21 protein-coding genes are annotated in these 26,320 nt (G+C 73.1%); 16 read left to right on the top strand and 5 right to left on the bottom strand.

All coding sequences use genetic code 11. The features are described from left to right. Positions 1-153: 153 nt before the first annotated feature. The 4 genes from IEJ02_RS26580 to nudC all read left to right on the top strand — a co-directional run bounded on the left by IEJ02_RS26580 (position 154) and on the right by nudC (position 9,608). The gene (locus tag IEJ02_RS26580) at positions 154-3,336 is read left to right on the top strand and encodes an ATP-dependent helicase (RefSeq protein WP_370467140.1); all 3,183 of its coding nucleotides are present in this window, start codon (positions 154-156) and stop codon (positions 3,334-3,336) included. A gap of 128 nt (positions 3,337-3,464) precedes the next feature. Then, a complete protein-coding gene (locus tag IEJ02_RS26575; protein ID WP_317985926.1) occupies positions 3,465-7,163 on the top strand; it encodes an ATP-dependent helicase in 3,699 nt (1,232 codons plus the stop codon). 54 nt (positions 7,164-7,217) lie between these two features. After that, positions 7,218-8,621 (top strand): dipeptidase, encoded by a 1,404-nt coding sequence (locus tag IEJ02_RS26570; RefSeq protein ID WP_191067167.1) that lies wholly within the window; start codon positions 7,218-7,220, stop codon positions 8,619-8,621. Between the two features lie 51 nt (positions 8,622-8,672). Continuing rightward, on the top strand, positions 8,673-9,608 hold the full coding sequence (gene nudC, locus IEJ02_RS26565; RefSeq protein ID WP_137979438.1) for an NAD(+) diphosphatase: 936 nt from the start codon (positions 8,673-8,675) through the stop codon (positions 9,606-9,608). Positions 9,609-9,726: 118 nt separating this feature from the next. Here nudC and IEJ02_RS26560 read toward each other — a convergent pair whose 3' ends face one another. Further along, positions 9,727-9,969, bottom strand: a complete 243-nt coding sequence (locus tag IEJ02_RS26560) for a mycoredoxin (protein WP_191067166.1) — start codon at positions 9,967-9,969, stop codon at positions 9,727-9,729. 147 nt (positions 9,970-10,116) lie between these two features. Between IEJ02_RS26560 and IEJ02_RS26555 the strand changes: the two genes are divergently transcribed. The 4 genes from IEJ02_RS26555 to IEJ02_RS26540 all read left to right on the top strand — a co-directional run bounded on the left by IEJ02_RS26555 (position 10,117) and on the right by IEJ02_RS26540 (position 13,606). Next, a complete protein-coding gene (locus IEJ02_RS26555; protein WP_370467139.1) occupies positions 10,117-12,411 on the top strand; it encodes an ATP-dependent DNA helicase UvrD2 in 2,295 nt (764 codons plus the stop codon). A gap of 142 nt (positions 12,412-12,553) precedes the next feature. Beyond that, on the top strand, positions 12,554-12,820 hold the full coding sequence (locus tag IEJ02_RS26550) for a hypothetical protein (RefSeq protein WP_137979440.1): 267 nt from the start codon (positions 12,554-12,556) through the stop codon (positions 12,818-12,820). A 115-nt stretch (positions 12,821-12,935) separates the two neighbouring features. Beyond that, on the top strand, positions 12,936-13,298 hold the full coding sequence (locus IEJ02_RS26545) for a WhiB family transcriptional regulator (RefSeq protein WP_069864252.1): 363 nt from the start codon (positions 12,936-12,938) through the stop codon (positions 13,296-13,298). Beyond that, positions 13,295-13,606: a putative WhiB-interacting protein gene (locus tag IEJ02_RS26540; protein WP_137979441.1), complete on the top strand. Its 312-nt coding sequence runs from the start codon at positions 13,295-13,297 to the stop codon at positions 13,604-13,606. The genes IEJ02_RS26545 and IEJ02_RS26540 overlap by 4 nt, the downstream gene beginning before the upstream one ends. Before the next feature lie 285 nt (positions 13,607-13,891). Here the strand turns inward: IEJ02_RS26540 and IEJ02_RS26535 are convergent, their stop codons facing one another. Then, positions 13,892-15,346: an ABC1 kinase family protein gene (locus IEJ02_RS26535; protein WP_191067165.1), complete on the bottom strand. Its 1,455-nt coding sequence runs from the start codon at positions 15,344-15,346 to the stop codon at positions 13,892-13,894. A 74-nt stretch (positions 15,347-15,420) separates the two neighbouring features. Continuing rightward, the gene (locus IEJ02_RS26530) at positions 15,421-16,614 is read right to left on the bottom strand and encodes a ThiF family adenylyltransferase (RefSeq protein ID WP_191067164.1); all 1,194 of its coding nucleotides are present in this window, start codon (positions 16,612-16,614) and stop codon (positions 15,421-15,423) included. A gap of 203 nt (positions 16,615-16,817) precedes the next feature. On the opposite strand from IEJ02_RS26530, the gene IEJ02_RS26525 reads away from it, so the two are divergent. The 4 genes from IEJ02_RS26525 (at position 16,818) to IEJ02_RS26510 (ending at position 20,799) form a co-directional block, all read left to right on the top strand. Further along, positions 16,818-17,447, top strand: coding sequence for a M48 metallopeptidase family protein (locus tag IEJ02_RS26525; protein WP_137979442.1), 630 nt, complete (start codon positions 16,818-16,820; stop codon positions 17,445-17,447). Between the two features lie 148 nt (positions 17,448-17,595). Continuing rightward, positions 17,596-19,329 (top strand): TerD family protein, encoded by a 1,734-nt coding sequence (locus IEJ02_RS26520; RefSeq protein WP_191067163.1) that lies wholly within the window; start codon positions 17,596-17,598, stop codon positions 19,327-19,329. 11 nt (positions 19,330-19,340) lie between these two features. Next, positions 19,341-20,024: an AIM24 family protein gene (locus tag IEJ02_RS26515; protein ID WP_137979443.1), complete on the top strand. Its 684-nt coding sequence runs from the start codon at positions 19,341-19,343 to the stop codon at positions 20,022-20,024. A 16-nt stretch (positions 20,025-20,040) separates the two neighbouring features. Beyond that, entirely contained in the window at positions 20,041-20,799 is a 759-nt protein-coding gene (locus tag IEJ02_RS26510) for an AIM24 family protein (protein ID WP_191067162.1), read from the top strand. A 146-nt stretch (positions 20,800-20,945) separates the two neighbouring features. Here the strand turns inward: IEJ02_RS26510 and IEJ02_RS26505 are convergent, their stop codons facing one another. Both IEJ02_RS26505 and IEJ02_RS26500 read right to left on the bottom strand, forming a co-directional pair. Beyond that, a complete protein-coding gene (locus tag IEJ02_RS26505) occupies positions 20,946-21,473 on the bottom strand; it encodes an NUDIX hydrolase (RefSeq protein ID WP_191067161.1) in 528 nt (175 codons plus the stop codon). Further along, entirely contained in the window at positions 21,470-22,939 is a 1,470-nt protein-coding gene (locus IEJ02_RS26500; protein WP_191067160.1) for a zinc-dependent metalloprotease, read from the bottom strand. Before IEJ02_RS26500 ends, IEJ02_RS26505 begins: the two co-directional genes overlap by 4 nt. 191 nt (positions 22,940-23,130) lie before the next feature. Here IEJ02_RS26500 and IEJ02_RS26495 point away from each other — a divergent pair, with 191 nt between their 5' ends. From IEJ02_RS26495 to IEJ02_RS26480, 4 genes are all read left to right on the top strand, one after another. Then, positions 23,131-24,240, top strand: coding sequence for an NAD-dependent epimerase/dehydratase family protein (locus IEJ02_RS26495; RefSeq protein WP_191067159.1), 1,110 nt, complete (start codon positions 23,131-23,133; stop codon positions 24,238-24,240). 84 nt (positions 24,241-24,324) lie between these two features. Further along, positions 24,325-24,792 carry a molybdenum cofactor biosynthesis protein MoaE gene (locus IEJ02_RS26490; protein ID WP_137979447.1) on the top strand — a complete coding sequence of 156 codons (468 nt, stop codon included), beginning with the start codon at positions 24,325-24,327 and terminating at the stop codon, positions 24,790-24,792. A 152-nt stretch (positions 24,793-24,944) separates the two neighbouring features. Further along, the gene (locus IEJ02_RS26485) at positions 24,945-25,127 is read left to right on the top strand and encodes a hypothetical protein (RefSeq protein WP_191067158.1); all 183 of its coding nucleotides are present in this window, start codon (positions 24,945-24,947) and stop codon (positions 25,125-25,127) included. Between the two features lie 80 nt (positions 25,128-25,207). Continuing rightward, the gene (locus IEJ02_RS26480) at positions 25,208-26,302 is read left to right on the top strand and encodes a YlbL family protein (RefSeq protein ID WP_191067157.1); all 1,095 of its coding nucleotides are present in this window, start codon (positions 25,208-25,210) and stop codon (positions 26,300-26,302) included. The last annotated feature ends 18 nt before the right edge of the window (positions 26,303-26,320 follow it).

The raw sequence follows: 26,320 nt of genomic DNA, 5'->3' as shown, positions 1-26,320 counted from the left end.
ACCCAGCCAACCCACCAGGACCGGCGATCCAACGTGAGCTCCTCCCCCTCGTCCCTTCCGCGGCAGCGGCAGGCGCGGCAGCCGTCCTCACGGCAGTCGGCCCAGGGCGTCTACCGCCTGCTCCGTCATCGGCCGGAGCCAGGTGCCCTTCCTGTGCTGGACGCACGGCAGCGCGCTGTGGTTGAGCACCGGGGCGGTCCTCTGCTGGTGCTCGCCGGGCCCGGCACGGGCAAGACCACGACGCTCGTGGAGGCGGTGGCCCGCCGGGTGCGCGAGGGCGCGGACCCCGAGCGGCTCCTGGTGCTCACCTTCAGCCGTAAGGCGGCCGTCGAACTGCGTGACCGCATGGCCGCGCGCCTGGGCGGCGCGAGCGCCCCGCGGGCCACGACCTTCCACTCCTACTGCTACGCCCTGGTCCGCGCCCACCAGGACGTCGATCTCTTCGTCGATCCGCTGCGGCTGCTCTCCGGACCGGAGCAGGACGTCGTCGTCAGGGAGCTGCTCGCCGGTCAGGCCGAGCTGGCGAGCGAGGGCCGGGCCTTCGTGCGCTGGCCGGACGACCTGCGCGCCTGCCTGACCACGCGGGGCTTTGCCGACGAGGTGCGCGCGGTGCTCGCCCGCAGCCGGGAGCTGGGCCTGGGCCCACGGGCGCTGGGAGAGTTCGCCCAGCGCACCGGGCGCCCCGACTGGTCCGCCGCGGCCGGCTTCCTCGCCGAGTACCTCGACGTCCTGGACGCCCAGGGGGTGCTGGACTACGCGGAGCTGGTGCACCGCGCGGTGCTGCTCGCCGGGCGGCCGGAGGTCGCGGCCGAGCTGGCGGGGCGGTACGACGCCGTGTTCGTCGACGAGTACCAGGACACCGACGTGGCCCAGGGGCGGCTGCTGCGGGCGCTCGCGGGCGGCGGCAGGACCCTGCTCGCCTTCGGCGACCCCGATCAGTCCATCTACGCCTTCCGGGGCGCCGACGTCGGCGGCATCCTCCGCTTCCGCGAGGACTTCCCGCGGGCGGACGGCCGCCCCGCCGACATGGAGGTCCTCACCGTCTCCCGCCGCTCGGGGGCCGCCCTGCTCGCGGCCACCCGGCAGATCGCCGGCCGGATGCCGCTCACCCGGCTGCCCGCGCGAGCCGTAAGGGCGCACCGGGAGCTCGCGGCCACCCGCGACGGCGGCCGCGTCGAGGTCTACACGTACCCGACCGCGGGCGCCGAGCTCGACAATGTGGCCGACATCCTGCGCCGCGCCCATCTGGAGGAAGGGGTGCCTTGGCGCGAGATGGCCGTCCTGGTGCGCGCCGGGGGGCGCTCGATCCCGGGTGTGCGCCGGGCGCTCACCTCGGCCGGAGTCCCGGTCGAGGTGGACGGCGATGACATCCCGCTGCGCCATGAGCCCGCCGTGGCCCCCCTGCTGACGGCGCTGCGGGCCGCCGCCACGGCCGCGCTGCCGGACAGCGGCGGGCTGTCCGCGGTCCTCGGCGTCGAGACCGCCCTGACCCTGCTCGCCTCGCCCCTCGGCGGTATGGACGCCGCCGATCTGCGCCGCCTGGGCCGCGCGCTGCGCGAGGAGGAGCGGTCCGCCGGGCGGGCGGTGCCGCGCCCCTCCGACGTCCTGCTCGCCGAGGCGCTCGCGGAGCCGGAGCGGCTGGCCGTCCACGACCCGGCGTACGCGCGCGGCGCCCAGAACCTCGGCCGGCTGCTGCGCACGGCCCGGGAGACCCTGGCCCGGGGCGGCACCGCCGAACAGGCGCTGTGGGCGCTGTGGGACGGCACCCCCTGGCCCGGCCGCCTGGAGCGGGCCGCACAGCGCGGCGGCACCGCCGGGCGGAACGCGGACCGCGACCTGGACGCGGTGTGCGTGCTGTTCGAGACCGCCGCCCGCGCCGAGGAGCGCACCGGCGGCCGCGGCGCCCTCAACTTCCTGGAGGAGATCGACGCCCAGGACATAGCCGCCGACACCCTCTCCCGCCGGATGGCCCGCCCCGACGCGGTACGGCTGATGACCGCCCACCGCTCCAAGGGGCTGGAATGGGCCCTGGTGGTCGTCGCCGGGGTGCAGGAGGGCCTGTGGCCCGATCTGCGGCGGCGCGGCTCGCTCCTGGAGGCCGACCGGATCGGCCGGGACGGGCTGGCCGAGCCGCTGCCGCCGGGCGCGCTGCTGGCCGAGGAGCGGCGGCTGTTCTACGTGGCGGCGACCCGCGCGAAGGAGCGGCTCGTGGTCACCGCCGTCAAGGCCGCCTCCGAGGACGGGGACCAGCCCTCCCGCTTCCTGGCCGAACTGGGCGTCCCGCCCACCGACGTCACCCACCGGCCGCGCCGCCCGCTGTCCGTCGCCGCGCTCGTGGCCGAGCTGCGCGCCACGACCGTCGACCCGGACGCCTCGGAGGCGCTGCGGGACGCCGCCGCGCGCCGGCTGGCGCGGCTCGCGGCGCTGCGCGACGAGGAGGGCCGCCCGCTGGTCCCGGCCGCCCACCCCTACCGCTGGTGGGGGCTGTACGAGCCGACGCACAGCGAGGTCCCGCTGCGCGACCGGGACCGGCCCGTGGCGCTGTCCGGCAGCGCGCTCGACCAGCTCGTCAACACCTGCTCGCTCCAGTGGTTCCTGGGGCGCGAGGTGAAGGCGGACGCGCCCTCGACGGCCGCCCAGGGCTTCGGCAACGTGGTGCACGTCCTGGCCGACGAGGTCGCCTCCGGCCGCACCCCGGCCGATCTCGCGGTCCTCATGGAGCGCCTGGACTCCGTATGGGACGGGCTCGCCTTCGACGCCCCCTGGAAGTCACGGCAGGAGAAGGAGCAGGCACGGGCGGCCCTGGAGCGCTTTCTGCACTGGCATGTGATGGAGCGTGGCGGTCGCACTCCGGTCGCCACCGAGCACTCCTTCGACGTCACGCTCGAAGCCGACGTCTATAAGGTGCGCATCCGCGGCAGCATGGACCGCGTCGAGACGGACGCCCAGGGGCGCGCCTACGTGGTCGACTTCAAGACCGGTAAGCAGGCCGTGACCCGTGGCGATGTCGAACACCACCCCCAGCTGGCGGTCTATCAGCTGGCGGTGCGCGAGGGCGCCGTGGACGACGTCTTCGACGGCGGGCGTCCCGAGCCCGGCGGCGCGGAGCTCGTCCAGCTGCGGCAGGGCGCTGCCAAGAAGGACGGCGGCGACGACGTCCCCAAGGTCCAGGCCCAGGAGCCGCCGGACGGGGAGTGGGTCGGACAGCTGCTCGCCACCGCGGCCGGGCGCGTCCTGGACGAGCGGTTCACCCCGAGCACGGGCGACCACTGCGAGCGCTGCGCCTTCCGGGGCGCGTGCAGCGCGCGGGCGGAGGGGCGCCATGTGGTCGAGTGACGCTGCCGCGTACGGGGCTGGGGCGGCGCGGCACCGGGCTGACGCCGTCGCCCGTCAAGCCGTGACCCCGGGGCGGCCGTCGACCGGCGCGGCGGGGCCTGTCGGTGGGCACCGATAGCCTCACTGGAGTGTCAGCCCGCATCACCGATCCCGAGGAGCTCAAGGAACTCCTCGGGATCCCGTTCACCCCGGAGCAGGTGGCGTGCATCACCGCACCGCCCGCCCCGCAGGTGATCGTCGCCGGGGCGGGCTCCGGAAAGACCACGGTGATGGCCGCCCGCGTCGTCTGGCTGGTCGGCACCGGCCGGGTCGCGCCCGACCGGGTGCTCGGCCTCACCTTCACCAACAAGGCCGCCGGGGAGCTGGCGGAGCGCGTCCGTAAGGCCCTCGTCACGGCGGGCATCGTGGACCCGGACCCGGATCCGGGCGCCACCGAGGAGGCCCCGGGCGAGCCCGTCATCTCCACGTACCACGCCTTCGCCGGACAGCTGCTGAAGGACCACGGACTGCGCGTCGGCCTCGAGCCGAGCGCCCGGCTGCTCGCCGACGCCACCCGCTTCCAGCTCGCCGCCCGCGTCCTGCGCTCCGCCCCCGGCCCGTACCCGGCGCTCACCCGCCCCTTCTCCGACCTGGTCACCGATCTGCTCGCGCTCGACGCCGAACTCGCCGAACACCTCGTCCCCACCGGGCGGCTGCGCGCGTACGACACCGAGCTGCTGCGGACCCTGGAGGGCACCCGGCTCACCAACGAGGCGCTGCGCAAGGTGCCCGAGGCCGCCCGCGCCCGCCAGGAGCTGCTGGGCCTGGTCGAGGCGTACCGCGAGGAGAAGCGCCGCCGCGATCTGCTCGACTTCGGCGACCAGATCGCCCATTCGGCCACCCTGGCCCTGGACCACCCGGAGGTCGGCCGGATCCTGCGCGAGCAGTTCGCGGTCGTGCTGCTCGACGAGTACCAGGACACCTCCGTCGCCCAGCGGCTGCTGCTGTCCGGACTCTTCGGCGGCGGCACCGGACACCCCGTCACCGCCGTCGGCGACCCCTGTCAGGCCATCTACGGCTGGCGCGGCGCCTCCGTGGCCAACCTGGACGACTTCCCCGAGCACTTCCCGCACGCCGACGGCCGCCCGGCGGAGCGCTTCGCGCTCAGCGAGAACCGGCGCAGCGGCGGCCGCCTCCTGGACCTCGCCAACGGGCTGGCCGCCCCGCTGCGCGCGATGCACGAGGGCGTCGAGGCGCTGCGCCCCGCGCCCGGCGCCGAGCGGGACGGAGCGGTGCGCTGCGCGCTGCTGCCCACCCACGCCGAGGAGCTGGCCTGGCTCGCCGACTCCATCGCCCACCTGGTGCGCACCGGCACCCCGCCCGGCGAGATCGCGGTGCTGTGCCGTACGGCGGGTGACTTCGCGCAGATCCAGGGCGCGTTGGTGGAGCGGGACATTCCGGTGGAGGTGGTGGGCCTGTCGGGGCTGCTGCATCTGCCGGAGGTCGCCGATCTGGTGGCCGTCTGTGAGGTCCTCCAGGACCCGGGGGCCAACGCCGCGCTGGTCCGTCTGCTCACCGGCCCGCGCTGGCGGATCGGCCCCCGCGACCTGGCGCTGCTCGGCCGCCGCGCCCGCGCGCTGGTCTCTTACGGCGGGCCGGACGGGGCGGCGGACGATCCCGACCGACGGCTCGCCGAGGCCGTCGAGGGCACCGATCCCTCCGAGGTGATCTCCCTGGCCGACGCCCTCGACACCTTCCTGGAGGCGGGCGGCGGCCCGGACGACGGGCTGCCCTTCTCGGCCGAGGCACGGGTCCGGTTCGCCCGACTCGCCGCCGAACTCCGCGAGCTGCGCCGCTCGCTCGCCGATCCGCTGATGGACGTCCTCCACCGGGTCCTGGCCACCACGGGCCTCGAGGTCGAGCTGTCCGCCTCACCGCACGCCCTGGCCGCGCGCCGCCGCGAGACGCTCGGCAACTTCCTGGACGTCGCGGCCGCCTTCGCGGGCCGGGAGGGCGGCGCGGCCGTGGACGGCGAGGCCACCCTCCAGGGCTTCCTCGGCTTCCTGCGCACCGCCGCGCAGTACGAGAAGGGTCTCGACAACGCCCTGCCCGGCGGCGAGAACACGGTCAAGGTGCTCACCGCCCACAAGGCCAAGGGGCTGGAGTGGGACGTGGTGGCGGTGCCGGGGCTGGTCGCCAAGCAGTTCCCGAGCGAACAGTCCCGCGAGTCCTGGACGGCGAACGCCAAGGTCCTGCCGCACGAGCTGCGTGGGGACGCGCGGACCCTCCCGGACGTCACCGCCTGGGACAGCAAGGGGATCGCCGCCTTCAAGGACGCCATGAAGGGGCACCAGCGGACCGAGGAGCTGCGGCTGGGCTATGTGACCTTCACCCGGCCGCGCTCGCTGCTGCTCGGCTCCGGGCACTGGTGGGGCCCCACCCAGAAGCGCCCGCGCGGCCCGTCGGCCTTCCTGGACGCGCTGCGCGAGCACTGCGAGGCCGGGTACGGCGAGATCGAGGCATGGGCCGAGCCGCCGGAGGAGGGCGCGGAGAACCCGGCCCTGCGGGAGTCGGCGGCCGACCGGGCCTGGCCGCTTCCGCTGGACCCGGCCGCGCTGCGCCACCGGCGCCGCGCCGCCGATGTGGTGCTCGCCCATCTGGCGCGCATCGAGACGGCGGGGGAGGAGCCGACCGCGCGGGACGAGGGGCACTCCCCGGCAGACGGGGACCTCTTTCCGGAGCGCCTGGAGGAGCTTGAGCCCCCGGAGGAGCTTGAGCCCCCGGAGGACCCGGAGTGGCCCGAGCCTCCGGAGGATCCTTACGGTTCGTACGAGGACAAGCCCTACGACGACGGGCCGCACGACGACGCGCCGCACGGCGAAGGGCAGCAGCCAGATCCTTACGGCGCGCCGGAACCTGGCGTACCGGAACCCGATGTGCCCGAAATCACGCCAGAACCGGCCGAGGGCGAGCTGGCGCCCGAGGAGGCCCGGCTGGTCGGCTCCTGGGACCGCGATCTGGACGCGCTCGCCGGGGAGCTGCGCCGGGCCCGCGAGACCGTCCACGAGGTGCCCCTGCCGGGCACGCTCACCGCGTCCCAGCTGCTGCGCCTCGCCGCCGACCCGGACGGCTTCGCACGGGAGCTGGCCCGCCCCATGCCCCGGCCGCCGCGCCCCGCCGCGCGGCGCGGCACCCGCTTCCACGCCTGGGTCGAATCGCGGTTCGAGGCGTTGCCGCTGCCCTTCCTCGGCCCGGACGAGCTGCCGGGCGGCGAGGACGACGAGGCGGAGATCGCCGATGAGCGGGATCTGGCCGCGCTCAAGGAGGCGTTCGCCCGCACGCCGTACGCCCGTCGCACCCCTTACCGCGTGGAGGTGCCGGTCCAGCTGACCCTGGCGGGTCGCACCGTTCGCGGCCGGATCGACGCGGTGTACCGCGAGTCGGGTACGGGCCCCGGCGACGGCCCGCGCTACGAGATCGTCGACTGGAAGACCGGCCGCACCCAGGACGCCGACCCGCTCCAGCTGGCCATCTACCGCGTCGCCTGGGCCGAACAGCACGGGCTGCCCCTGTCGGCGGTCACGGCGGCCTTCGTGTACGTACGCAGCGGTGAGGTGGTCCGCCCCGCCGGGCTGCCCGGCCGGGCCGGGCTCGAGCGCGTCCTGCTCGGAGAGCCGGGGGACGTGGAGGTCGGCGCGGACGGGGACGCGGACGTCGGCCGGTACGGGGACGCGGACGCGGACGTCGGCCGAGACGGGGACACGGGCATCGGCGGGGACGGAGGCAGGGACGCGACCGGAAACGACCGTATCGATGCCGGAACGGTCACCGAGAGCGAGCGCGCCTGAGCGGCCCGGAGGCCCCCGCCCTCGCCCGGCCGCGGGCCGGATAGGCTCACATGCATGAGCAACACCCCGGACACGGACAACGCCGTCCGCGCCTTTGTGGACGGCCATCGCGCCGCCTTCCTCGCCGAGCTCTCCGAGTGGCTGCGCATCCCGTCCGTATCCGCCGACCCCGCCCACGCCGACGACGTCCGGCGTGGCGCCCAGTGGCTCAGGGACCACCTGGCCGCCACGGGCTTCCCGGTGACTGAGATATGGGACACACCGGGCGCCCCGGCCGTGTTCGCCGAATGGCCGTCCGGTGATCCCGACGCCCTTACGGTGCTCGTCTACGGCCACCACGACGTCCAGCCCGCCGCCCGCGCGGACGGCTGGCGCACCGACCCCTTCGAGCCCGTCATCGAGGACGGCAGGCTCTACGCCCGCGGCGCCGCCGACGACAAGGGGCAGGTCCTCTTCCACACCCTGGGGATACGGGCGCACCTGGCCGCGACCGGCCGTGCCGCGCCCGCGGTGAACCTCAAGCTGCTGATCGAGGGCGAGGAGGAGTCCGGCTCCCCGCACTTCCCCGAGCTGGTCCGCGCGCACGCCGACCGGCTGACCTGCGACACCGTGATCGTCTCCGACACCGGGATGTGGGCCGAGGACACCCCGACCGTCTGCACCGGTATGCGGGGCCTCGTCGAGTGCCAGATCGACCTCCACGGCCCCGGCCAGGACATCCACTCCGGCTCCTTCGGCGGCGCGGTCCCCAACCCGGCCACCGAGGCCGCCCGGCTGGCCGCCGCGCTGCACGACGACGACCGTAAGGTGGCGATCCCCGGCTTCTACGACGGCGTCGTGGAGCTGACCGACCGTGAGCGCGAGCTCTTCGCCGAGCTGCCCTTCGACGAGGCGGGCTGGCTGCGGACCGCGCATTCACGGGCCGCGCTCGGCGAGGCCGGGTACTCCACCCTGGAGCGGATCTGGGCCCGTCCGACCGCCGAGGTCAATGGCATCGGCGGGGGCTACCAGGGGCCGGGGGGAAAGACCATCGTGCCCTCGGCCGCCCAGCTGAAGCTGTCCTTCCGGCTGGTGGCCGGCCAGGACGTGGAGAAGATCCAGTCGGCCGTGCGGGACTGGGTCGCCGCCCTGCTCCCGGCCGGGATCCGCCATGAGATCACCTATTGGGGCGCCACCCGCCCCTGTCTGACCCCGCTGGACCACCCCGCGCTCCAGTCGGTCGTCCGCGCCATGGGGCGCGTCTTCGGCCAGAAGGTCCGCTTCACCCGCGAGGGCGGCTCGGGCCCCGCCGCCGATCTCCAGGACATCCTCGGCGCTCCGGTGCTCTTCCTGGGCATCTCGGTGCCGTCCGACGGCTGGCACGCGCCCAACGAGAAGGTCGAGCTCGGCCTGCTCATGAAGGGCGCCGAGACGGCCGCCCACCTCTGGGCCGATCTCGCCGAGAATGGACGGGAATAGCTTGCTCATGTACGAGAACCACCCATTTCACTGGGGGAGTTGGAAGCAGCCGTGACCACCTCGACCGACCACGCCACCGACCGGCCGATCACGCTCAGCGCCCCGAGCGGCATCGACCGCTCCGCGCACCACCGCTTGGACGAGGCGTGGCTGGCCGCGGCGTGGAGCCACCCGACGACGCGCGTCTTCGTGGTCTCCGGCGGCCAGGCCCTGGTCGACGACGCCCAGGACGGCCGTACCGAACTCGTCATGACCCCGTCCTTCGAGGCCCCGCCCACCGAGAACCACCGCTACTTCCTGGGCACCGACCAGGAGGGCGTGCGCTACTTCGCGCTCCAGAAGGACTCCCTGCCGGGACGGATGGACCAGTCGGCGCGCCCGGCCGGGCTGCGCGAGGCGGGCGCGCTGCTGTCCGAGCGCGACGCGGGGCTGCTGGTGCACGCGGTCGCGCTGGAGAACTGGCAGCGGCTGCACCGCTTCTGCTCACGCTGCGGTCAGCGCACGGTGATCGCGGCGGCGGGCCACATCCGCCGCTGCCCGGCGTGCGGGGCCGAGCACTACCCGCGCACCGATCCCGCCGTGATCATGCTGGTGAAGGACGATCAGGACCGGGCGCTGCTGGGGCGCCAGGTGCACTGGCCGGAGGGGCGCTTCTCGACCCTGGCGGGCTTCGTGGAGCCGGGCGAGTCGATCGAGCAGGCCGTGGTGCGTGAGGTGGCGGAGGAGGCGGGTGTCACGGTCGGCGAGGTCGAGTACGTGGCCAGCCAGCCGTGGCCGTTCCCGTCCAGCCTGATGCTCGGCTTCATGGCCCGGGCCACGTCCTCCCGGATCCAGGTGGACGGGGAGGAGATCCACGAGGCGCGCTGGTTCTCCCGGGACGACCTGCGGGCCGCGATCGAGTCCGGGGAGGTCCTGCCTCCCTCCGGTATCTCCATCGCGGCCCGGCTGATCGAGCTCTGGTACGGCGAGCCGCTGCCGCGGGGCTGACTCAGAGACCGCGGGGTCCGATCAGAGGCCGCGGGACCGACTCAGAAACCGCGGGGTCGGATCAGAGGCCGCGGGGGCCGGGTCAGAGCCCGCGGGGCCCGGCGCGACGGCCGCCGGCTCAGAGCCCGACCTTGGCCTTGACCTGCGCCAGGGACGGGTTGGTCAGGGTCGACCCATCGGAGAAGAGAACGGTCGGCACGGTCTGGTTTCCACCGTTCGCCTTCTCGACGAAGGCCGCGGATTCCGGGTCCTGCTCGATGTTGATCTCGGTGTAGGCGATGCCCTCGCGGTCCATCTGCCCCTTCAGGCGTCGGCAGTAGCCGCACCAGGTGGTGCTGTACATCGTCACAGTGCCGGACATCGGTCTTCGCTCTCCTCGGGGTCGTGGTGGGTGGGCAGAAGGTGAACGCTCACCTTCCGTCGGTCATTCCCGGATTCATATGACTGGAAGGCCACGGCTGTGGACAACCGGCATCGGGCGTCTCAGGGGACCTGGCAGCATGGCGGGGTGACTGCAGCAACGTCCTCCACTCTGTTCCCGCAGGGCTCCACGCCGGGTGCCTACGCGGCCACGCCGCGTGACGCCGACGCGGTGCTCGACGGGCTCGACCCCGAGCAGCGCGAGGTGGCGACGTCCCTGCACGGCGCGGTGTGCGTGCTGGCCGGGGCCGGCACCGGCAAGACCCGCGCCATCACCCACCGGATCGCCTATGGAGTGCGCGCGGGGATCCTCCAGCCGGCCAGTGTGCTGGCCGTCACCTTCACCAATCGCGCGGCGGGGGAGATGCGCGGCCGGCTGCGGCAGCTCGGCGCGGGCGGGGTGCAGGCGCGCACCTTCCACTCGGCGGCCCTGCGCCAGCTGCAGTACTTCTGGCCCAAGGCGGTCGGCGGTGAGGTGCCGCGGCTGGTCGAGCGCAAGGTGCAGCTCGTGGCCGAGGCCGCCGCCCGGTGCCGGGTCCGGCTGGACCGCAATGAGCTGCGGGACGTGATCGGCGAGATCGAATGGTCGAAGGTCACCCAGACCGTGCCCGAGGACTATCCGGCCGTGGCCGCCAAGTCCGGCCGTGAGGCCCCTCGGGACGCCGCCGAGATCGGCCGGATCTACGCCACCTATGAGCAGTTGAAGCGCGACCGCGGCGTCATCGACTTCGAGGATGTGCTGCTCCTCACGGTCGGTGTGCTCCAGGAGCGGCCGGACATCGCCGACCAGGTGCGCCGCCAGTACCAGCACTTCGTGGTCGACGAGTACCAGGACGTCAGCCCGCTCCAGCAGCGGCTGCTGGATCTGTGGCTGGGCGAGCGGGACAGCCTGTGCGTGGTCGGCGACGCCAGCCAGACCATCTACTCCTTCACCGGCGCCACCCCCGACCATCTGCTGAACTTCCGCGCCCGCCACCCCCGGGCCACCGTGGTCAAGCTGATCCGGGACTACCGCTCGACCCCCCAGGTGGTCCACCTGGCCAACGGGCTGCTGTCCCAGGCCCGTGGCCGGGCCGCCGAGCACCGGTTGGAGCTGGTCTCCCAGCGGGAGGCGGGCCCCGACCCGGTCTACGCGGCCTATGCGGACGAGCCGGCCGAGGCCGAGGGCACCGCCCGCCGGATCCGGGAGCTGATCACCCCGGTCGAGCAGGGGGGCGGCGGGATCCCGGCGAGCCAGATCGCGGTCCTGTACCGGGTCAACGCCCAGTCGGAGCTCTATGAGCAGGCGCTGGCCGATGCCCAGGTGCCCTATCAGCTGCGCGGCGCCGAGCGGTTCTTCGAGCGGCCCGAGGTGCGGGAGGCGGGGCTGCTGCTGCGCGGCGCCGCCCGTGGCGGAAGCGCCGACCCGGCGCTGGCGGACGCCGACATCCCGTCCCAGGTGCGGGCCGTGCTGACCACCCGCGGCTGGACGCCCGAGCCCCCGGCGGGCTCTGGCGCGGTGCGTGACCGCTGGGAGTCCCTGGCCGCCCTGGTGCGGCTCGCCGAGGACTTCGCGGCGAGCCGTCCCGGGGCCACGCTCTCCGATCTGGTGGCGGAGCTCGATGAGCGCGCGGCGGCGCAGCACGCCCCGACGGTCGAGGGTGTGACCCTCGCCTCACTCCACGCGGCCAAGGGTCTCGAATGGGACGCCGTCTTCCTGGTCGGTCTCACCGAGGGAATGATGCCGATCACCTACGCCAAGACGGAGCAGCAGATCGAGGAGGAGCGTCGGCTGCTCTATGTGGGGGTCACCCGTGCCCGCCGCCATCTGACGCTGTCCTGGGCGCTCTCGCGGGCTCCGGGCGGCCGGGCCTCCCGCCGCCCCACCCGCTTTCTCAACGGGCTGCGGCCCGGCTCCCAGGCCATCGGCGCCCGCACCCCGGGCGGGGGCGGCGGGATCGAGCGCGGGGCGGCGGCCCCGGGCGGGGGCGGCGGGGTGCGCAGGCGGCGCGGCCCGGTCCACTGCCGGGTGTGCGGCCGGGCGCTGACCGACGCGGGCGAGATGAAGCTGATGCGCTGCGAGGGCTGTCCGTCGGAGCTGGACGAGGCGCTCTACGAGCGGCTGCGCGACTGGCGGGCGGAGCAGGCGGGGCTGCTGGGGCAGCCGGCGTACTGCGTGTTCACCGACAAGACACTGCTCGCGATCGCCGAGGCCGTTCCGGGAACCGAACCGGAGCTCGCGCGCATCTCCGGTGTCGGAAGGCGCAAGCTGGACCGGTTCGGGGCCGATGTTCTCGCGCTGTGCGCGGGCCGGGAACTGCCCTCCGCACTCGACGACGAGGGCGACGGCGATGCCGGGGGAAGCCATTCGGGTGACCCTTGGCAAAACTCGACGGAAAAATAGTTTGCGCGCGTGGAGGGCATACCCATAGCCTTCCGAGCACGGAAGACAACGGCCCTTCCAGGAGCCGAGGATTCCGTGTTGTACTGAACACCCGGACTGGTTTCGGACCGGTCCCTGAGACGCCGAGAGGAGGCGAAGACCAGTGATCAGCTTCATCAACACCATCAAAAAGGCCGATCGGTCGGTCGTCGCCACATGCCTGCTCGGCTCCGCGCTCCCTGGCACCGGTATGCCCGGCGCCAATGAGGCGCGTCTCAGCGAGCGACCGATCCAGGCACCTGCGGTAGCAGCAGCGGCACGGGCAATGGCCTATGCCTTTGCGGCCAATGGTGCCGAATCCCGGACGACGCAGCAGCACCACAAGACGTGGGCCTTCCGCAGGCTCGAACCCTGGAGTTATCCAGCCTGATCCAGGATCAGGTCGGCACCTTCCAGGGCCGCGGAACCCACACCGGGATCCGCGGCCCTTTTGATTTGCCAGAGCCCGGCCACCAGCCGGACCGAAGAGACGAGGAACACACACCGTGCAACTCAACGCACCCGCCCCGTCCGCATCGACCGACCTGAACCGCCCGCCTGACTCCTCGGAGGACTCCTTGACCCCGCTCACCGCCCTCACCGAACTCGATGAGGCCATCGAGAACCTGGGTGTAGCCGTTCCGTGCCGCTCGTACGACCCGGAGGTCTTCTTCGCCGAGTCCCCGGCCGACGTCGAGTACGCGAAGTCGCTGTGTCAGACCTGCCCGCTGCGGGAGGCATGCCTCGCCGGCGCCAAGGACCGCCGGGAGCCCTGGGGCGTCTGGGGCGGCGAGCTCTTCGTCCAGGGCGTGGTGGTGGCCCGCAAGCGGCCGCGTGGTCGTCCGCGTAAGAACCCGGTCGCGGCATGAGCACCATCGGCACCATCGATCGCCCAGCGACGCACGACCCCATGAAGCAGGTCCCGACGATGACCCCACCGGTCTCCGAAACCCCCGCACCCGATACCTCCGGTGCGCCCGAGGCGCGCCAGAACAGGAACCGAGAAATGCAACTCATGCAAGAAGCCCTGGCCCGTGCGCATATGCACGACCGGCTGCAGGAGGCCGAGTCCGAACGGCAGGCCGTTCGGCTCGCGGCCGCCCGCCGGATGCAGCGGCGTGCGGAGCGTGCCTCGCTCCGCGCCCGCCGCGCCCTGGCCATGGCGGTCATGCAGTGACCACCCTGTGCGGCACCGGCCAGAGGCGGGGCTGACACACAACACACGCCAACGGGTCCTACGCCGACCCACCGCGTGACCACGAAGGGCCGGTCCGATCGGACCGGCCCTTCGGCTACCCCGAGGCGTCCGCAGCTCCCCGAGCTCAGACCGAGGTCTCTGAGCTCAGACCGAGGTCTCTGAGCTCAGACCGAGGTCTCTGAGCTCAGACCGAGGTCTCTGAGCTCAGACCGAGGTCTCTGAGCTCAGACCGAGGTCTCTGAGCTCAGACCGAGGTCTCCGGGCTCAGGCCGAGGTCTCCGCGGCCTCGGGCTCCTCCTCGGCACCTTCCGCGGCCTCTGCTCCGGCGTCTGCTGCGAGGCCTTCTTCGGCGTCTTCTTCGGCGCGGTCCTCGGACTCCGGGTCCACGGCGAAGCCGGGGACCCATGCCTCGAGCTCATCCCGCATCCGCACCGTGGCACCCAGCTGGCACAGCACCCCTATGGTGCTCAGCGTCACCCGGTGAATCAGCAGATAGGCGGGCGGCAGATTCAGCTGATTGCCCAGCTCATAGACGGGGGAGTGCCGGTCGGCCATCCGCGCCGCCTGGCCGCGCAGCCACTGCCGGTCGAAGAGGAACGCGTCGACCTGGGCCGGTTCGAGCATCGGCAGCAGGAAGTCCAGCAGATCATCCGGGTCGAGCTCGATCGTCGGCTTGACGAACCCCTCCCCGCGCATCAGCTCATAGACCCCCGCGGCGTCGCCCTCGAGCGCCATGTGCAGCGCGATGCCGATGGGTTCCGGAAGCCCTCCCGGGAGCCGGTTCACCGAACCGAAGTCCAGGACCCCCAGCTTCCACCGCTCCGGCGGCCCGTCCGGGGCGTCACCGGTCAGCAGCCGGAAGTTCCCCGGATGGGGATCGGCGTGCAGCAGCCCGGTGCGGGACGCCCCCGAGAAGAGAAAACGGGCCAGCAGCTGCCCGGCGCGGTCCCGCTCCTCCTGTGTGCCGTCGGCGATCACCTCGGAGAGCGGCACCCCCTCCAGCCACTCGGTGATCAGTATCTGATCGCTCTGGTGCACCACCTCGGGCACCACGATCTCCGTGTCCTGTGCGTACTCCTCCGCATGGATCCGCTGGGACGCCGCCTCCAGTTCGTAGTCCAGCTCCTCGGCGACCCGCTCGCGCAACTCCGCGATCAGCGGCTTGACGTCCAGCCCCGGCACCAGCGGCCCCAGCACCCGGGCGAACCGGCTCAGTTGGTTGAGGTCGGACAGCAGCGCCTCGCCCGCCCCGGGGTACTGCACCTTGACCGCCACCGTGCGCCCGTCGTGCCAGACGGCCCGGTGCACCTGCCCGATGGAGGCGGCCGCCGCCGGCTTGTCCTCGAACTCCTGGAACAGCTCCGGCCAGTCCGGGCCCAGCCGCGCCTCCAGCGCCGCGTGGACCGTGCGGCTCGGCATGGGAGGGGCCGCTTCCTGGAGCTTGGTCAGGGCCGCCCGATAGGGCCTGGCTATCTCCTCGGGCAGCGCCGACTCGAAGACCGACATGGCCTGTCCGAGCTTCATGGCCCCGCCCTTGAGCTCGCCCAGGACCTTGAACATCTGCTCCGCGGTGCGCTGCTGCACCTCGCGTGCGACGATCTCCGCCGGCCGCCCCCCTATCCGCTTCCCGAGCCCCCATGTGGCGCGCCCCGCGAATCCCAAGGGCAGCGCCGCCAGTTTGGCGGTACGGGTGATCGCCTTGCGCGGCAGATCGGTCATGCGCCCCTCCAACTACAGCTGTGCCATCCCGGAAGGTGGCCCCCGGGCCCCCGTGCCCACTCCGCGGACGTGGGTCACCGGGACATTGTCGCGTGCGGTGCCTCTGCGGCCGAGGCATATACGGCATCCTCCTCCCCGGCCGCTCCGCAGCCGCATCCGGGATGTGCTTCGATCGGGCGCGCCTCCCAGACGAGGGAGGGGAGCGCCAGCTCCCACCGGACACCCGCGCCCCCGGAGGGGCGGCCGTCGAGGAAGGCCAGCGCCTGCACCGCGGTGAGCCCCGCCACCACCATCGCCAGCGCCGTGTCACAGGCCGGGGCGGTGCGCCGACGCCCGGACCGCCACTGTGCGAGCATCCTCGGCCAGACCGGCTCCCGCTCGGCACGGCCCGCCGCGGCGCAGCCCGCGCAGGGCGTGATCCCCGGCACCACGAGAGGGCCCACCACCCCCGTGGCCTCGATGACTCCCGCGTAGAGATGGGGTGTGCCGGAGGAGAGCAGCGGCCGGGTCTGCTCCGGATCCGGTGCGTACGCCGCGAGGCCATCACGCGGGGTGATCACCACCAGCGCCAGCCCGGGATCGGCCGAGGCGGTCCGCTCTCCCGAGGGAGTCCGTTCTCCTGAAGGGACCTTCTCTCGTGAAGGGGCCCGCACCGCCGCGGAGGTCCGCAGCCGCGCCGACCGGCGGGGGAGCGGGGCGGGCGCGGCCTGGCGCACCACGCGGCGCGCGGCCAGATCGCGGCGCTCCCCGATCTGCTCGGCCGACAGCCCGCCGGGAGCCACATCCCAGGGCTCGACACAGCCGCCGTCCACCACATCGACCCGGCCGACCCCCGAACCGGACAGCGCGGCCGCGACCGCCGCCCCGACCCGGCCCGCGCCCCGCACCTGAACCCGCATCGCCCGCCGTGCGGCGAGCAGCCGCGCCGCCGCTCCGGGCTCGGGATGCAGCACCGACAGCGCCCCCGCGTCGGGCCGCAGCCGGTCCAGGGCCGCGGCGGGCTCGCCGCCGTCCCTCGGTTCGTCCAGCAGACCGGCCGCCGCCAGCCGGTCCACCAGTGCGTCGGCCCGCCCCTCCGGCAGCCCGATGGCCCGGGCCTCCTGCCGCAGCAGCGGCAGACCGCGGGTGCCGTCCAGCAGCTCCAGAAAGCTGCCCGTGGCCGTGTCCACCGGCCCCATCACCACCGCATGCGCCCGGGCCACCCCGAACTGCACCGTGTCCCGGCTCCGCCAGCCGCGCCGCAGCGCGGGCTTGAGCATCGGATGCATCGCCGCCCCCCGTCTGATGTGCTGTCCGTTGAACCGCCTTCAGCATGCGACTCGGGTCCCGGACCCCGCTGCGCGTTATCCACAGGCAGTGGAAAAAGTCGTACGAACGCCGGTCGTACAAGCCGTGCACACCGTGGAGTGGTTCGGTCCGCAACCATCGGCGGGGCGGGACTTCCCGGGCTGCCAGCGGGTAACGTCGGGGCGTGTCCGCCGACCCGCCCCCTCGCACCGCGGGACAGAACGTCTCCCGCAGCGCCGCGAACGCACCGAGCACCGTCCCGAGCCCGCAGAGCCGAGGCTCCGACGCGAGCGCGGTCGAGGTCCGCCGCAGCACCCGGCGGCGCAGGACGGTCTCCGCCTATCGCGAGGGCGACCGCACCGTCGTCCTCATCCCCGCCCGGATGTCCGAGGCGGAGGAGCGGCGCTGGGTGAGCGTCATGCTGGACAAACTGGCGGCCCAGGAGAGCAAGCGGATGCTGGGCGACGCGGAGCTGGCCGCCCGCGCCGAGTGGCTCTCCGGCCAGTACCTGGGTGGGCGAGCCCGGCCCGTCTCCGTCCGCTGGGTCACCAACCAGAACACCCGCTGGGGGTCGTGCACCCCGGCCGAGGGCAGCATCCGGCTCTCGCACCGGCTCCAGGGCATGCCGGAGTACGTCGTGGACTATGTGCTCCTCCACGAGTTGGCCCATCTGCTGGTGCCGGGCCACGGCCGCCGCTTCTGGCAGCTCCTGGAGGCGTATCCGCGGACCGAGCGGGCGCGGGGCTATCTCGAAGGGGTGGTCGCCGCCGGACGGTTGCCGCACCTCTCCGGACCCCCGGACGACCAGCCGTAAAGACGACCGCGCCCGGGCGGTGAGGGATCAACCGCCGGGCCGTTCGGGAACCGCATCCTGGTTCCCGGCGTCGCTCATAGTCGGCGGCAGCGGCTAGCCTGGCGCGCAACGCACACACCGGTACGGCGATGGGGGACGGTCCTAACGTATGGCCAGGGAATTCCAGCGCGGCCACAAGGCCAGGATCAGTGATCTGACGGCCGGGAGGGATCTGTACGTCGGGGTGCAGATCGCCGGACCCGGCCTGACCTTCGACATCAGCTGCTTCGGTCTCGACGCCAACGAGCGGCTGTCGGACGACCGTTACTTCATCTTCTTCAACCAGCCGAAGTCCCCTGAAGAAGCGATACAGCAGCTCGGGCCGCAGGCCGGTGACACGGATTCGTTCCGCGTCACGCTCGACAGCATCCCGCCCGCCATCCAGAAGCTCTCCTTCACCGCGACCATCGACGGCGCCGGACAGATGTCGCAGGTCGGCCCCGGCTACCTCCGGATCGTCGCGGGCGGCGAGGAGGTGGCCCGGTACTCCTTCACCGGCTCGGAGTTCAGCACCGAACGCGCGGTGATGCTGGGCGACTTCTACCTCAAGGACGTCTGGCGGTTCGCCGCCGTCGGGCAGGGCTTCGACGGGGGACTGGAGGCGCTGCTCAAGAACTTCGGCGGTGAGGTGGCCGAGGAGGAGCCCGCCCCCGCGCCCGCCCAGGGCGCCACGCCCGGCTTCGCGCCGCCGGGCCAGGCCGCCCCCGCACCGGGCTTCGCACCCCCGGCCGGGGCCCCTGCCCCGGCGGCCCCTCCGGCCCCCGCCCCGCCCGCACCGCAGCCCGCCCCCGCCTTCGGCGCCCCCCAGGTCACGCCGCCCCAGGGCACGCAGCCCCACGGCACGCCGCCTCCGGGTACGCCCCAAGGCACACCGCCCCAGGGCACGCCCCCGCAGGGTGTTCAGCCGCCTGCCCCCGGCACCCCGCAGATGCACGGCGCCCCCACCATCGCCGCGCCCATCGCGCCTCCCGGCCAGGTACCGCCGCCCCCACCGCCGGGCCAGTTCCCGGGCCAGCAGCCCCCGTTCGGCCAGCAGCCGGGCCAGGCCCCGCCCGCCCCCGCGCCGTACGGCCAGCCGCCCGCCCAGCCCTACCCCGGCCAGCCCGGCCAGCCCGCCCCTTACGGTCAGCCGCAGCCCATGGGCGGCGTCCCCCAGGGCGGCGTCCCCCAGGGCGGTGGCGCGCCCGGGCTCCAGGCCGCGCTCTCCAAGTACCGCGAAGCGCCCACCGGCCAGCGCTGGACGCCGCAGAACCCCCGGCTGATGCGGGTCGACCTCGGCGTCGGCGGCCAGCCCGTGCTCGCCCGCCAGGGCACGATGGTGCTCTACCAGGGCAAGGTCGACTTCAGCTACAAGGGCGCCGGTTTCCGCGGCCGGATCGTCGGCAACGCCACCGGCCAGGAGATGCAGCTGATGCGCTGCACCGGCCAGGGCCAGGTCTTCCTCGCCGAGAACGCCGCCGAGCTCCACCCGATCGAGCTCCAGGGCGACGCCATCTGCGTCTCCGCCGAGAACGTGCTCGCCTTCGACGAGTCGCTGCACCACGAGGTGCGCCGGATCGAGGGCCACGGCATCCCCGGCGGCGCGCTGTTCACCATGCAGTTCCAGGGCACCGGCACCGTCGTGGTGAAGACCGAGGGCACGCCGGTCGTCCTCCCGGTCACCCCGACCACCTTCGCCGACAGCAACGCCATCGTGGCGTGGTCCGCCGGAGCCCAGGTGATCATCTCCAGCCAGGTGCGGCTGCGCCGCAGCGCCTACCCCGGCCACAGCGGGGAGACCGTGAACCTCCAGTTCCGTGGCGCGCCCGGCAACTTCATCGTCGTCCAGCCCTACGAGGTCTGAGGGAGCCCGATATGGACCAGCACATGATCTCGGGCTTCGCACCCGCCCCGGTCGCCGCCCGGATGGAGAACCACGGCGCCAGCATGCTCAAGGTCGCCATGCAGAGCGGCCAGGACCTCTTCGCCCGCACCGGCTCGATGGTGGCCTACGAGGGCTTCGTCCAGTACGAGCCCAACCCGCCCGCGGTACGGCAGATGGCCTCCCAGTGGCTGACCGGCGAGGGCGCCCCGCTGATGCGGTGCAGCGGCGACGGGCTGCTCTACCTCGCCGACTACGGAGCCAACGTCGTCTGCATCAACCTCAACGGCGACGCGCTGTCGGTCAACGGCACCAACCTCCTCGCCTTCGACGCGCACCTCCAGTGGGGCGTCGAACGGGTCAAGGGCATCGCCAAGTTCGCCGGGCAGGGCCTGTTCAACGTGGGCGTCTCCGGCACCGGCTGGGTCGCCCTGACCTCCCGCGGCACCCCCATCGTGGTCGACTGCGGCCGCGGTGAGGACGAGACCTATGTGGACCCGGACGCGCTCGTGGCCTGGTCCTCCGGGCTCAAGGTGAAGGGCAAGCGCAGCTTCAAGGCGTCATCCCTGATCGGCCGGGGCAGCGGCGAGGCGTATCAGCTCGGCTTCTCCGGGCAGGGCTTCGTCGTCGTACAGCCCAGTGAGGACAGCACCGACCGGCTCCGGGCCCGGGGCTGAGGGGGAGGGACACCAGATGCAGAGCCCGCTTTTCGCCTTCACCGAGGCCCAGACGCAGGACCGCTACGCGCTCCAGAACCCGCAGCTGCTGCGGGTCGCCCTGAGCGGCCATGAGGATGTGCTCGCCCGTAAGGGCAGCATGGTCGCCTATCAGGGGCTCATCGAGTTCGACGGCGAGTACCAGACGCCCGGGCAGCACAGGGCCCGGGCCCGCACCGGTGAGGGCCTGGACCTGATGCGCTGCTCCGGGCAGGGCACGGTCTACCTCGCCAACCTCGCCCAGCACATCCATGTGATGGACGTGGACCACGACGGGCTGACCGTCGACAGCTCCTATGTGCTCGCGCTGGACTCCACGCTGCACTGGGAGTCGATCGCGGTGGACAGCCAGTTCGGGATCTCCGGGTCCGGCAAGTACAACCTCAACATCTCCGGCCAGGGCAAGGTGGCGCTGATGACTTCGGGGCAGCCGCTGATGCTCCAGGTCACCCCGGACAAGTACGTCAACGCCGACGCGGACGCCATCGTCGCCTGGTCCAGCTCGCTGCGGGTCCAGATGCAGGCACAGACACACTCCTCGGGCGTCTGGCGGCGGCGCGGCAACACCGGCGAGGGCTGGGAGCTCAGCTTCCTCGGCCAGGGCTACGCCCTGGTGCAGCCCAGCGAGCTGCTCCCGCCGCAGAACGCGGTGGTCGGGGGCGGCGTGGCCGCGCAGTTCGGCATGGGCCAGCAGGGCGCCCGCGGTCAGAACCAGGGCAACATCTTCAGCAACTGACCGAGGTCACCGCTGTTGGAACGCGGAGCGGCCGCGGACTCCTCGGGGTCCGCAGCCGCCCCGCGTTCCCAAAGGCTCCTCAGCGCGGCCCGACGCGTTCCTCAGGGCAGCCCCGACGTGCTCCTCAGGGCGGCCCGACGCCCTCCTCAGAGCAGCGCGCGGGTGCGCGTCACCAGGTGGCGCACCGACTCGTCGGTCACGTCCGCCACCTCGTCGTAGCCGAACCAGCGCAGATCCAGCGACTCGTCGCTGATCGCCGCCACCGCGCCCCGGGGCGCCACCGCCGCGTACTGGACGTCCAGGTGCCAGGCGCAGGGCGTCTGGTGCCGGTCGAGCCGCACCGGGCCGCCCGGCAGCAGCGTCAGCCCCTCGATCCCGGACTCCTCGGTGGCCTCGCGCAGCGCCGCGCCCGCGAGCGTGGTGTCGTGCGGCTCGCAGTGGCCGCCCATCTGGAGCCACATCCGCAGCTTCCGGTGCAGGGTGAGCAGCACCTGCTTCCGGTCCGGGTCGATCACCAGCGCGCTCGCCGTGATGTGCCCGTCCCCGCACGCCTTCCACATGCCGTCCGGATACGCGGCCAGATGATCGCCGTACAGCCGTCGCAGCCGCTCCTGGGCGGCATCGGGCGCGGGCCACTCGGTGAGCACCCGCGCCGCGTCCTGGTGCAGACTCACTTCTCGCCGTCGCCCCGGTCGCCGCCCTCGCGGTCGTCCTCGCCGCCCTCGCGGCCCTTACGGAGGTCGGGACCGTCGGAGCCGCCCTTACGGTCCTCATCACCGCCCGCCGCCTCGCCGAGCATCTTGTCCAGCTCGGAGAAGTCCAGCTGCTCGCGGTGGACGAAACCGTCCGGGTCGTCGAGGTCCTGTGCTGTCGGCAGCATGTCCGGGTGCGCCCAAAGACCGTCGCGCCCCTCCAGGCCGCGGGCGTCGGTGAGGGAGGCCCACAGCCGGGAGGCGTCCCGCAGCCGGCGCGGCCGCAGCTCCAGGCCGATCAGCGTGGCGAAGGTCTGCTCGGCGGGGCCGCCGCTCGCCCGGCGCCGCCGCAGCGTCTCGCGCAGGGCGTCGGCGGACGGCAGATGCGGCTTGGCGGCGGCGTGGACCACCGCGTCCACCCAGCCCTCCACCAGTGCCAGAGCGGTCTCCAGACGCGCCAGCGCGGCCTTCTGCTCGGGGGTGTCCTCGGGCTGGAACATGCCCTGCTGGAGCGCTTCCTGCAGCTGCTCGGGGTGGGTCGGGTCGAGCTGGCCGACCGCGTCCTCCAGCTTGGCGGTGTCGACCTTGATGCCGCGGGCGTACCCCTCGACCGCGCCGAACAGGTGCGAGCGCAGCCACGGCACATGGGCGAACAGCCGCTGGTGGGCCGCCTCGCGCAGCGCCAGATACAGCCGGACCTCTTCCTTGGGCACGCCGAGGCCGGAGCCCAGCGCCGCGATGTTGACCGGCAGCAGGGCCGCCTTGCCCGCCGGGCCCAGCGGCAGCCCGATGTCGGTCGAGCCGACCACCTCGCCGGCCAGCACGCCCAGCGCCTGCCCGATCTGGGTGCCGAACATGGCGCCGCCCATCGAGCGCATCATCCCGAGCAGCGGGCCGGCCATGGCCTGCATCTCCTCGGGCAGCACATCGCCCATGGCGGCGCCGACGCGCTCGGCGACCGGGTCCACCAGGTCCTTCCACACCGGCAGGGTCGCCTCGACCCATTCGGCGCGGCTCCAGGCCACCGCGGTCCCCGAGCCCGAGGGCAGCGAGGTGACGCCGTCCAGCCACAGGTCCGCGAGCCGCACGGCCTCCTGGACCGCGGCGCGGTCGCCGGGGCCGACGCTCTCGTCCTTGCTGCCGTCGGCGGTGCCGCGCGCGACGGTCTGGCGGGCGATGTCCTTGGCCATGTCCCAGTTCACCGGGCCGCCCTCGTACGAGAGCATCTGCCCGAGCTGCTGGAAGGCGGCCCCCAGGTCGCCCGGATTCAGCGAACCGAACATCGCGGCGAACGGATTCTCCGCGCCGCCCGCTCCGCCGGTTCCGCCGCCGAACCCGAAGGGATTCGCGGGGCCCTGCTCGCCGCCCTGGCCGCCCTTCTTCTTGCCGTCGTCGCCGTCCTCCGGCTCCTCCGGCGGAAGGCCGAATCCGAATGGGGTGTCACTCACGGGTTTCCTCGGCTCGTTGGGCCACCGGCCCCGGGCCGGTGGCGGATGCCCGACATCACCACCCAGCCTAGACACCTCGCCGGTTTCCGGGCTCGGTGCTTCGCTGATCGCCGCCCTGCGGCAGGATGGACGTTACCTGGTACGTATGCGTGCATGCGCTCCGTACTGAAGACAACCGCTGGAGACGCCCGGTGAGTTCCCCAGACCGAGAAGTTCGCGCTGCGCGAAACGATACGGCCAGTGCCGCACGACGACCCGTCGTGGCGGTGACCGGTGCCGCCTCGGGCCCAGGTGCCCTGCTCACGCAGCGGCTCGCGGAGTCCGAAGAGGTCAAGCAGGTCCTGGCCATCGACGAGCGCCGAGGTGAGGTGACCGAGGCACAGTGGCATGTGCTGGACGTCCGCGATCCGGCCATCGCCGAGAAGCTGCGCGGCGCCGACGTGGTGGTCCACCTCGCCGTCGACCTGGATCTGGGCACCGATCCCGCCGCCCGCACCGCCTACAACGTGCGCGGCACCCAGACCGTCCTGACGGCCGCCGCCGCGGCCGGGGTGCGGCGGGTGGTGCTGTGCACCTCGGCGATGGTCTACGGGGCGCTCCCCGACAACGCCGTGCCGCTCGCCGAGGACGCGGAGCTGCGGGCGACCGCCGAGGCCACCGGCGTCGGCGACCTCCTGGAGATCGAGCGGCTCGGGGAGCGCGCGCCGCGGGCGCATCCGGGGCTGAATGTGACCGTGGTGCGCCCGGCGCTCCTGGTCGGCGGCACGGACACCGCGCTCACCCGCTACTTCGAGTCACCGCGGCTGCTGGTCGTCGCCGGATCCCGTCCCACCTGGCAGTTCTGCCATGTGGAGGACCTGGTCGGCGCGCTGGAGTACGCCGCCCTGGAGAAGGTCGAGGGCGAGCTGGCGGTGGGGTGCGAGGGCTGGCTGGAGCAGGAGGAGGTCGAGGAGCTGTCCGGGATCCGGCGCATGGAGCTGCCCTCGGCGGTCGCCCTGGGCGCCGCCTCCCGGCTGCACCGGCTCGGTCTGACGCCGTCCCCGGCGGGCGATCTCGCGTACACGATGCACCCCTGGGCGGTCAGCGGCAGCAGGCTGCACGCGGCGGGCTGGCGGCCGCGCTGGACCAACGAGGAGGTCCTGGCGGAGCTGCTGGAGGAGGTCGCCGGCCGCCATACGGTCGCGGGGCGGCGTCTCGGCCGTAAGGACGCCACGACGCTCGGCGCCGCGGGCGCGACCGTGGCCCTGGTGGGCACCGCGGCGATCGTGCGCCGCGCCCGTAAGGCACGCCGCCGGGCCTGAGACACAAGGCGCCGGAAGGTGTTTTCCGGGATCCGGTAGTCCGGTGGCTCCATTGATTCCCTGAGGGCGGGACGATACGGCACGATGGACGACATGGCACATTCGTACGATCACCCTGGCGAACTCGCGGCCGCCCACCCCATCCGGCTGCTCGCCGTCCGTGACACGCCCCTGTCCGTGGACGAGGTGTTCGGGGCGGTGGGCGACGCCGCGGCGGGCGGCACGGCACTGTTCGTGGGCACCGTGCGCAACCACGACGGAGGCGCGGAGGTCGGCGCCCTCGGCTACTCCGCGCACCCGACCGCCGAGGCCGAGCTGCGCCGGGTGGCCGAGAAGGTCGTGGCCGACTTCCCGGTGCGCGCGCTGGCCGCCGTGCACCGGGTGGGCGATCTGGCGATCGGCGATCTGGCCGTGGTGGTGGCCGTCTCCTGCCCGCACCGCGCGGAGGCGTTCGCGGCCTGCCGCAGGCTGATCGACGACCTCAAGAGCGAGGTCCCGATCTGGAAGCACCAGACCTTCGCGGACGGCACCGAAGAATGGGTGGGTGCATAGGGGGAATGCGCATGCGCATGGGGGCACGGAAGGGTGTACTCCGCTTGCGTAACCCCCACCCTGCCGTAAGCGTTGACCTGGCAGAGGATTAATCTGCTCATCTGTCAGTCGCGGTCCTGAACCGCGATTTTTCAAGGGGTCGGGAGGCTGCTGTGGCTGCGCTTCTCTGGTTGCTGATTCCGTTGTTCGCGGCGATAGGCGCGGCGATATACGCCGGCATAGCCGCCCGAGCCGGCAAACGGAAGACCGGGGGGGATGTGGCTGAGCTGGCCGGATACGCCCGCTTCCGCGAAGCGATGGAGCGCCGGCCCTCCGATTCGGACGCCGCGGCCTGAGGCCGCCGCCCCGTCCGCGCCGCCCCTCGTACGGACGGCCCCGACGGTGGACTGACGGACGCGTCCCGTACTGTCGTTCCATGCCACGCCGCACTGCGACGATGCTCGCCTCCCTTCTGATGCTGATCGCGCTGCTGTGCGCCGGAGTGCTGATCCCGGTGCCGTACGCGGAGATGTCGCCCGGGCCGACGTACAACACCCTGGGTGAGCACAACGGCGAGTGCGTGCTCCAGATCTCCGGCCGCAAGAACTGTGAGACCACCGGCGGGCATCTGAACATGACCACGGTCCGGGTCACCGGCTCCGAGTACCGGATGAACCTCGTGGAGGCCGTCTACGGCTGGCTGGCGCACGATGACGTGGTCGTGCCGCACAGCACCCTCTACCCGGACGACAAGACCCCGGACCAGGTGGACCAGCAGAACGCCGAGGAGTTCACCCAGTCCCAGGAGTCCGCCAAGGTCGCGGCGTTGCGGGCGCTGAAGAAGCCGGTCACCGCGCATGTCATCGTCGGCGCCGTCCAGAAGGGCGCCCCGGCCCAGGGCACGCTGCACGCGGGCGATGTGATCAAGTCGGTGGACGGCACGGCGGTGCGCGAGCCCGACGACGTGGCCAAGCTGGTCACCAAGCACAAGCCGGGCCAGAAGGTGGTCTTCTCGGTCATCCCGGCCAAGAACGTGGCGGCGGCGGAGAAGAGCGGCAAGCAGCCCACCGGCGAGGAGCGCGTCGCGATCACCACCACGAAGGCGGACAAGGGCCCGGCCCGCGCCATCGTGGGCATCCAGGCCGGGGTCGACTACACCTTCCCGTTCCGGATCGACATCAAGCTGGCGGACGTGGGCGGGCCCAGCGCGGGTCTGATGTTCGCGCTGGGGATCGTGGACCGGCTCTCGCCCGGCGATCTCACCGGCGGGAAGTTCATCGCGGGCACCGGCACGATCGACGACAAGGGCACGGTCGGCCCGATCGGCGGCATCGAGATGAAGACGATCGGCGCGCGCGAGGCGGGCGCCCGCTACTTCCTCACGCCCAAGGAGAACTGCGCGGCCGCCGCCAAGGACGTGCCGAGCGGGCTGCGGCTGGTCAAGGTGCACACGATCGACGACGCCCTTACGGCGCTCGAGAAGATCCGTAAGGGGGACACCGCCGGTCTGCCGAAGTGCACGACGGGCTGAGCGGCGCCCCCGTGGCGG

This window comes from Streptomyces sp. 5-10 (assembly GCF_014712245.1).
In the GTDB taxonomy this organism is placed as follows: domain Bacteria; phylum Actinomycetota; class Actinomycetes; order Streptomycetales; family Streptomycetaceae; genus Streptomyces; species Streptomyces violaceusniger.
Note: the sequence above shows the minus strand (reverse complement) of the source record. Positions and strands in the feature narration are given on the sequence as shown.

What these genes read in the sequence shown, in the direction of transcription:
- IEJ02_RS26570 (WP_191067167.1), top strand. Translation starts at nt 7,218, where the DNA reads ATGAGCAACACCCCGGACACGGACAACGCCGTCCGCGCCTTTGTGGAC.
- IEJ02_RS26560 (WP_191067166.1), bottom strand. Translation starts at nt 9,969, where the DNA reads ATGTCCGGCACTGTGACGATGTACAGCACCACCTGGTGCGGCTACTGC.
- IEJ02_RS26540 (WP_137979441.1), top strand. Translation starts at nt 13,295, where the DNA reads ATGAGCACCATCGGCACCATCGATCGCCCAGCGACGCACGACCCCATG.
- IEJ02_RS26535 (WP_191067165.1), bottom strand. Translation starts at nt 15,346, where the DNA reads ATGACCGATCTGCCGCGCAAGGCGATCACCCGTACCGCCAAACTGGCG.
- IEJ02_RS26530 (WP_191067164.1), bottom strand. Translation starts at nt 16,614, where the DNA reads ATGCATCCGATGCTCAAGCCCGCGCTGCGGCGCGGCTGGCGGAGCCGG.
- IEJ02_RS26520 (WP_191067163.1), top strand. Translation starts at nt 17,596, where the DNA reads ATGGCCAGGGAATTCCAGCGCGGCCACAAGGCCAGGATCAGTGATCTG.
- IEJ02_RS26515 (WP_137979443.1), top strand. Translation starts at nt 19,341, where the DNA reads ATGGACCAGCACATGATCTCGGGCTTCGCACCCGCCCCGGTCGCCGCC.
- IEJ02_RS26510 (WP_191067162.1), top strand. Translation starts at nt 20,041, where the DNA reads ATGCAGAGCCCGCTTTTCGCCTTCACCGAGGCCCAGACGCAGGACCGC.
- IEJ02_RS26490 (WP_137979447.1), top strand. Translation starts at nt 24,325, where the DNA reads ATGGACGACATGGCACATTCGTACGATCACCCTGGCGAACTCGCGGCC.
- IEJ02_RS26480 (WP_191067157.1), top strand. Translation starts at nt 25,208, where the DNA reads ATGCCACGCCGCACTGCGACGATGCTCGCCTCCCTTCTGATGCTGATC.